Consider the following 6332-nt stretch of genomic DNA (forward strand, 5'->3'; position numbering starts at 1 on the left):
CGCCCACCTGCGAACCGGTTCCGTACGATTACTTCCGCACGCGAACCGGTTCCGTACGATTAACTCGCCACGCGAACCGGTTCCGTACGGTTATCGCCCGCCATGGCCCCTATGCGCCCTCGCCCCGGTGGTCCCGGCGAGCCGGTTGTCAGCCGCCCGGTCGCACCATCAGGTCCGTCACGACCGCGTCCCTCGGCAGGTCCAGCGCCGTCAGGATGGTCGTGGCGACGGACTCGGGGTCGATCCACGCGGTGGCGTCGTACTCCTTGCCCTCCTGCTGGTGCACCTTCGCCTGCATGGGCGAAGTGGTACGGCCCGGGTAAACGGTCGTGACGCGGACGCCGTTCGCCTTCTCCTCGGCGCGCAGGGAGTCGGCGAGGGCCTTGAGGCCGTGCTTGGAGGCGGCGTAGGCGGCCCACTGCGGGCTCGCGGAGAGCCCGGCGCCCGAGTTGACGAAGAGGACCTGACCGCGTGCGGTGCGAAGCTGCGGCAGGAAGAGGCGCGTCAGCTCGGCGGGGGCGAGGAGGTTGACGTCGATCTGCTGGCGCCAGGACTTGAGGGACAGCTCTCCGACGGTGCCGAGGTCCACGACGCCCGCGACGTGGAGGAGCGCGTCGACCCGCTCGGGCAGGGCCTGGTGCGAGAAGGCCCAGGAGAGGCGGTCCGGTTCGGCGAGATCGCCGACGAGGGTGCGGGCGCCGGGGAGGCCGGCGGCGAGTTCCTTCGCGCGGCCCGCGTCGCGGGCGAGGAGGACGAGGTCGTCGCCCCGCGCGTGGAGGCGGCGGGCCACTGCGGCCCCGATTCCGGAGCCGGCCCCGGTGATCACGTACGTACTCATACGGCCATGATCCCACCGCCCCGCCACGCCCACCCGGCCGCCCATCGAGCCGCGAAGCCGCAGCCGACCAACCAGCATCAGAGCGAATTCGCGCCCGCCCATCCGGCGCCGGAACGACGCCGCACCGGCCCCGCAGCCGGAACGAACCGCGCCCGCCCGCTACCGCCCCGCCTCCCGGCTCCCCCCTGCATCCCCGCCCCGCCTCACTCCGCCGTCGTCGTCACCCGTTCCAGGTAGTCGAGTGCCGTCTCCGGGTCGTCCGTGAAGTACATGAGCTCGTTGACCGGGATCGGGAGGAAGCCTTCCGCCTGCATTCGCTCGAACTGGCGGCGCAGGCCGTCGTAGAAGCCCTCAATGTTGAGGATGACGACGGGCTTGCTGTGCATCCGGTGCTTCTTCATCTCCAGGACCTCGGTGACCTCGTCGAGGGTGCCGGTGCCGCCGACGAGGACCACGATCGCGTCGGAGCGCCCGAGGAGTTCCGCCTTGCGCTCGGCGAGGTCCTTCGTGACGAGCATCGTGTCGAGGCCCTTGCGGGCCTTGTGGGCGAGGAATTCGACGGAGACGCCGAGCAGTTCGCCCCCGCTCTCCGCCACGCCGTCGGCGACGACCTTCATGAGCCCCGTGTCGGAGCCGCCCCATACGAGGGTGTGGCCCCTGCGGCCGAGGAGTTCGGCGAAGAGGCGGGCGGGGCGGGTGTAGCGCTCGTCGAGGTCGGCGGCGGACAGGAGGACGCAGATGTTCATGAGCGCCACCGTACGGCCCGCGCCATGCCCTGCCGAACAAGGCCCTCGCCCGAACAAGGCCCTCGCCCGAACAAGGCCCTCACCACGCCCGCCCGCGACAAGCCGCCCGCCGCGCGGGGAACAAGACGCCGGGGCGGGGAAGCTGAACGGAGGAAGGGCCGCCCGTGCCGAGCGCCCGGGGGCCGTCACAGCGAAAGGACTCCGCCATGGCAAAACACACGATCACGGTCGAGCAGGGCACGGAGCACGTGCGCGTCGTGCACGACGGCGAGCTTCTCGCCGAGAGCCACCGCCCGCTCGTCCTGCGCGAGACCGGCTGCCCCGTGCGGTACTACCTCCCGCCGGAGGATGTGCGCACCGCGCTGCTCGTTCCCTCGGACACGTCGACGCACTGCCCGTTCAAGGGCGACGCCTCGTACTGGTCCCTGCCCGGCTCCCCGGACTTCGTCTGGGCCTACGAGGAGCCCAAGGCCGAGGTCGCGGACATCAAGGGGCACTACTGCTTCTACGAGACGGAGGTCCTGGCCGGCTGAGCGGCGGCGGGGCCCGGGCGCTCCCACGGCACGCTCCGCCGGGGAGCCATGCCCCGGCCGCCGCTTACCGCCCCGTCCCGCCGCCGTGGCTCAGGCGACCGCCGGGTCCGCCGTCGTCGCGCCCGCCGGCTCCGGCTTCCGCGTCGTCGCGATGGTCGCCGAGCCCACGACGCGGGTTCCGTCGTAGAGCACGACGGCCTGTCCGGGCGCCACGCCGCGTACGGGCGCGTCGAACTCGACCCGCAGTTCCCCGCCCGCCAGCTCCGCGCGTACGTCGCTCTCGCCGCCGTGCGCGCGGAGCTGCGCGGTGTAGCGGCCGGCGGTGAGCGGCGCGGTGCCGCACCAGCGGGGGCGTACGGCGGTGAGCGAGGCGACGTCGAGCGAGGCGCGCGGGCCCACGGTGACCGTGTTGTCGACCGGCGAGATGTCGAGCACGTAGCGAGGCTTGCCGTCGGCGGCCGGGTGGCCGATGCGCAGGCCCTTGCGCTGGCCGATGGTGAAGCCGTAGGCGCCCTGGTGCGTGCCGAGGCGCGTACCGTCCTCGTCCACGATGTCGCCCTCGGCGGTGCCGAGGCGGGAGGCGAGGAAGCCCTGGGTGTCGCCGTCGGCGATGAAGCAGATGTCGTGGCTGTCGGGCTTCTTGGCGACGGCGAGGCCGCGCCGTTCGGCCTCGGCGCGGATCTCATCCTTCGTCGTCTCGGTGTCACCGAGCGGGAACATGGCGTGCGCGAGCTGGCGGTCGTCGAGGACGCCGAGCACGTACGACTGGTCCTTGGCCATGTCGCTCGCACGGTGCAGTTCGCGGCTGCCGTCGGGGCGGATGAGGACGCGCGCGTAGTGGCCGGTGCACACGGCGTCGAAGCCGAGGGCGAGCGCCTTGTCGAGAAGGGCGGCGAACTTGATCTTCTCGTTGCAGCGCAGGCAGGGGTTGGGCGTGCGCCCGGCCTCGTACTCGGCGACGAAGTCGTCCACGACGTCCTCGCGGAAGCGTTCGGCGAGGTCCCAGACGTAGAAGGGGATGCCGATGACGTCGGCGGCGCGGCGGGCGTCGCGCGAGTCCTCGATGGTGCAGCAGCCGCGGGCGCCGGTGCGGAAGGACTGCGGGTTGGCGGAGAGCGCGAGGTGCACTCCGGTCACGTCGTGCCCCGCCTCGGCGGCGCGGGCGGCGGCGACGGCGGAGTCGACGCCGCCGGACATCGCGGCGAGCACCTTGAGCGGACGCAGAGGGCGCGGGGAAGTCTCAGTCATAGCCCTCCCAGAGTACGTGTCCCGCGGGGCGTGCCTCCCCCGGGTTTTCCCCCGCCCCTGCCGACCACGGCCCGCCCCGGCGCGCCCCGGCGCGCCCCGCTCCCCGTCCGCCTTCCGCGTTCCGGCGCGCGGTGGCTCCCCGGGCGCGTGGGACGTGCGGGAACACGGGCCCGCCCGTGACCGTTGAGGGCGGCATGGAGGGTACGTCGGGTCGCGGACACGGGCCCCGCCTGCCGGACGGCGGCGGGCGGCTCGGCAGGCGTGCGCTGCTCGTCGGCGGTGCGGCGGCGGGCGTGGGGGCGGGGGTGCTGGCGCGCGGCGAGCTGCGGCACCTGTGGTGGCGTACGCCCGGGGTCGAGCGCCCGCGCGTCGAGGGGGCCGTGGACCAGCCGGGCGCGGAGTGGGTCGCGGCCTCGGAGGCGAACTGGCGGCGCGCGGACCGGCCGGGCGACTACGGCGTGGACCGCGTCGTGATCCATGTCGTGCAGGGCAGCTATCCGGTGGCGCTCAAGGTCTTCAAGGACCCGGCGCACGGCGCTGCGGCGCACTACGTGGTGCGCAAGGACGGTCACATCGCGCAGACGATCCGCGAGCTGGACGTCGCGTACCACGCGGGCAACAGGAGCTTCAACGAGCGCAGTGTCGGCATCGAGCACGAGGGCTGGATCGACCGGCCGCAGGACTTCACGGAGGCGATGCTGCGCGCCTCGGCGCGCCTGACCGCGTCGATCTGCGCGCGGTACGGCTTCCCGCCCGACCGCGAGCACGTCATCGGCCACGTCGAGGTCCCCGGCGCGGACCACACCGACCCGGGCCGGGACTGGCCCTGGGACACGTACATGCGCATGGTGCGGCAGGCACGCACGGAGGTGGAGGGGACGAAGGCGGCGGCGCGGAGGGTCTGAGGGGCAGGGGGCCGGCGGCGGGCGGACCGCGTCTGCTCCCGCCACTCCCACTCGCTACCCCCACCAGCACCCGCCCCGCCCGCCGTCGCGCGGGCCCGTGTTCCGCCGCCCCTCGCGGGGGCCCGTTAGCCTCCCCCGCATGATCGCGTCCTTGCAGACCCAGGTGCTCAACTGCCCCGAGCCGCGCGCCCTCGCCCTGTTCTACGCGAGGCTCCTCGGCGGTGAGGTCGACAGGCCCGATCCCCGCTGGGCGCTCGGCGAGGATTTCGCGACGCTGCACCTCCCGGGCGGCGCGGTCCTCTCCTTCCAGCGCGATCCCGGCTTCCGGGCCCCCACCTGGCCCGCTCCCGGTGTCCCGGTCCAGAGCCACCTGGACCTGGGCGTGCGGGACCTCGACGCGGCGGAGCGCGTCGCCGTCGCCGCGGGTGCCCGCCGCCTGCCGACGGCGGCGGGCATTGTGGGCTGGCGCGTGTACGCGGACCCGGCGGGCCACGTGTTCTGCCTGGTCCGCGAGCACGGGTGAGGCGCGGGACGGATGACTCGCGCGGGGCACGTGGCGGGGCCGCGCGCGGCGGGCGTACTCGCGAAGGCTGCCCCCACAGGCAGGGGCGGCTGCTCCGGAGGCTCTGGCCCGCACGCGGGCCGGGGAGTCATGCTGGAGGACGCACTCACGAAGGCGCAGAGGAGCCGATCGCCTTGCACGCACACGAAGAACAACAGGCAGCGGGGCGAACGCCGTTGCGGCGGCCTTCGCGGCAGGGGCGGGGCGGGTCGGCCGCCGCGGACCTCCCGGCCGCGCCCGGGTCGATACTCGGTCTGCAGCGGGCGGCGGGCAACGCCGCCGCCGTCCGGGCGCTGTCCGGGCAGTCGGACGCCCCGGCCGTGCAGCGCGTCGCGGCCACGCCCGTCCAGCGCGTGCGGGGCGACGAGCACCCGGAGGGGACGTACGGGAAGCGCGCCAAGAGCGGAAGTACCTGGAGCAGGCCTTCGACACCGACATGGGCGGCAACCACTTCCAGGTCGAGCACGCGCACGGGTACGCGTCCACTGCGCGCCATGCCCCGGTCCCTCGCGGGCGGAACGTCCGGCACGAGGGCGAGACCTTCGCGTACTACGAGACGCTGGCTGCCCACCGCGAACACCGCGGCACCGGCAGCAGCGGCAAGCGCGGTTCCACGGGCATGAACAGCAGGGACTACCGCGACCGGCAGGAGGAGTACCTGCTCGACGACAACCCGTACGGGTCCCTGGAGATCAACCAGCTCGAATACGGTATGGAACCGTCCTTCCACGCGATGAGCGGGACGCGCCAGGGGAAGGCCGCGGACGCCAGCTTCAGGCGTGCGCTCAAGGCCAATCCGCGCACGCCGATCTACGAACGCGACGGCACACGGCGCCACACCCGTTCGCTTCGTCCCGGCGAGCAGGCGCGGCTCGATCTCATGCGTGGCGAGCTACGGGATCGCGAGGAGCTTCCCTTTGAGGACAAGGTGAAGGTACTGCGTGACGAGTACGGCGGCTCGCGGTTCGACGAGTACCCCACGCGGTCGCGCGGGCCGGCCGACGGCGAGGAGCTGACCGACTTCTTCGACGCACCGCGCGAGAAGAGCAGCTCTCAGCGCAGGGCACTCAAGAGGCTGGCCAGGACGCCCTACAAGCGCGACTACGACCTCGACCTGGACGAAGAAGGAGGCCGTGGCCGGAGCCGGAGCCCCTTCGTCGAGGACGAGGAACGCCGGGGCAGGCGGGGCAAGAGCAGGGCCCGCGACTACGACGAGCCCGGCCCGAGCAGGCGCGACAAGAGCCGGACACGTCTCGTCGAACTCGACTACGAAGAAGAGCGCCCCAGCAGGCGCGGCAAGAGCAGGGCGCGCGTCTCCGACTGGGACGACCGGCCTCGCGGCAGCCGGTACGACGCCCCCGCGGAGGACGACTACCTGCTGAGCCAGCCCAGTGAGCCGCTTTTCGGCAGGTCCTACGACCGGTACGACGATCGGTCCTACGACCGCGACGACCGCAGGTACTACTGAGGCACTGGAGGGACGGGCGGGACGGTACGTGC

The 6332-nt window shown here is 73.2% G+C and carries 7 protein-coding genes; 4 read left to right on the forward strand and 3 right to left on the reverse strand.

Annotated features, from left to right (window positions below; genetic code table 11):
• Positions 1–148: 148 nt before the first annotated feature.
• Both SSBG_RS06965 and SSBG_RS06970 read right to left on the reverse strand, forming a co-directional pair.
• Entirely contained in the window at positions 149–838 is a 690-nt protein-coding gene (locus SSBG_RS06965; RefSeq protein WP_008745497.1) for an SDR family oxidoreductase, read from the reverse strand.
• Between the two features lie 203 nt (positions 839–1041).
• Positions 1042–1584 (reverse strand): TIGR00730 family Rossman fold protein, encoded by a 543-nt coding sequence (locus tag SSBG_RS06970; RefSeq protein WP_008745498.1) that lies wholly within the window; start codon positions 1582–1584, stop codon positions 1042–1044.
• 206 nt (positions 1585–1790) lie between these two features.
• Here SSBG_RS06970 and SSBG_RS06975 point away from each other — a divergent pair, with 206 nt between their 5' ends.
• Entirely contained in the window at positions 1791–2117 is a 327-nt protein-coding gene (locus SSBG_RS06975) for a DUF427 domain-containing protein (protein ID WP_008745499.1), read from the forward strand.
• A 90-nt stretch (positions 2118–2207) separates the two neighbouring features.
• On the opposite strand, the gene mnmA is transcribed toward SSBG_RS06975, so the two are convergent.
• A complete protein-coding gene (mnmA, locus tag SSBG_RS06980; RefSeq protein WP_008745500.1) occupies positions 2208–3365 on the reverse strand; it encodes a tRNA 2-thiouridine(34) synthase MnmA in 1158 nt (385 codons plus the stop codon).
• 194 nt (positions 3366–3559) lie between these two features.
• On the opposite strand from mnmA, the gene SSBG_RS06985 reads away from it, so the two are divergent.
• From SSBG_RS06985 to SSBG_RS06995, 3 genes are all read left to right on the forward strand, one after another.
• Complete coding sequence (locus SSBG_RS06985) at positions 3560–4270, forward strand: N-acetylmuramoyl-L-alanine amidase (RefSeq protein WP_008745502.1); 711 nt, start codon at positions 3560–3562, stop codon at positions 4268–4270.
• Between the two features lie 139 nt (positions 4271–4409).
• Positions 4410–4793, forward strand: coding sequence for a VOC family protein (locus SSBG_RS06990; protein WP_008745503.1), 384 nt, complete (start codon positions 4410–4412; stop codon positions 4791–4793).
• Between the two features lie 475 nt (positions 4794–5268).
• A complete protein-coding gene (locus SSBG_RS06995) occupies positions 5269–6300 on the forward strand; it encodes a hypothetical protein (protein ID WP_008745504.1) in 1032 nt (343 codons plus the stop codon).
• Positions 6301–6332 lie beyond the last annotated feature (32 nt).

The organism is Streptomyces sp. SPB074 (assembly GCF_000154905.1).
Taxonomy (GTDB): Bacteria; Actinomycetota; Actinomycetes; order Streptomycetales; family Streptomycetaceae; genus Streptomyces.

Coding starts and splice junctions, on each gene's coding strand:
- SSBG_RS06965 (WP_008745497.1), bottom strand. CDS start 838: ATGAGTACGTACGTGATCACCGGGGCCGGCTCCGGAATCGGGGCCGCA.
- SSBG_RS06970 (WP_008745498.1), bottom strand. CDS start 1,584: ATGAACATCTGCGTCCTCCTGTCCGCCGCCGACCTCGACGAGCGCTAC.
- SSBG_RS06975 (WP_008745499.1), top strand. CDS start 1,791: ATGGCAAAACACACGATCACGGTCGAGCAGGGCACGGAGCACGTGCGC.
- mnmA (WP_008745500.1), bottom strand. CDS start 3,365: ATGACTGAGACTTCCCCGCGCCCTCTGCGTCCGCTCAAGGTGCTCGCC.
- SSBG_RS06985 (WP_008745502.1), top strand. CDS start 3,560: ATGGAGGGTACGTCGGGTCGCGGACACGGGCCCCGCCTGCCGGACGGC.
- SSBG_RS06990 (WP_008745503.1), top strand. CDS start 4,410: ATGATCGCGTCCTTGCAGACCCAGGTGCTCAACTGCCCCGAGCCGCGC.
- SSBG_RS06995 (WP_008745504.1), top strand. CDS start 5,269: ATGGGCGGCAACCACTTCCAGGTCGAGCACGCGCACGGGTACGCGTCC.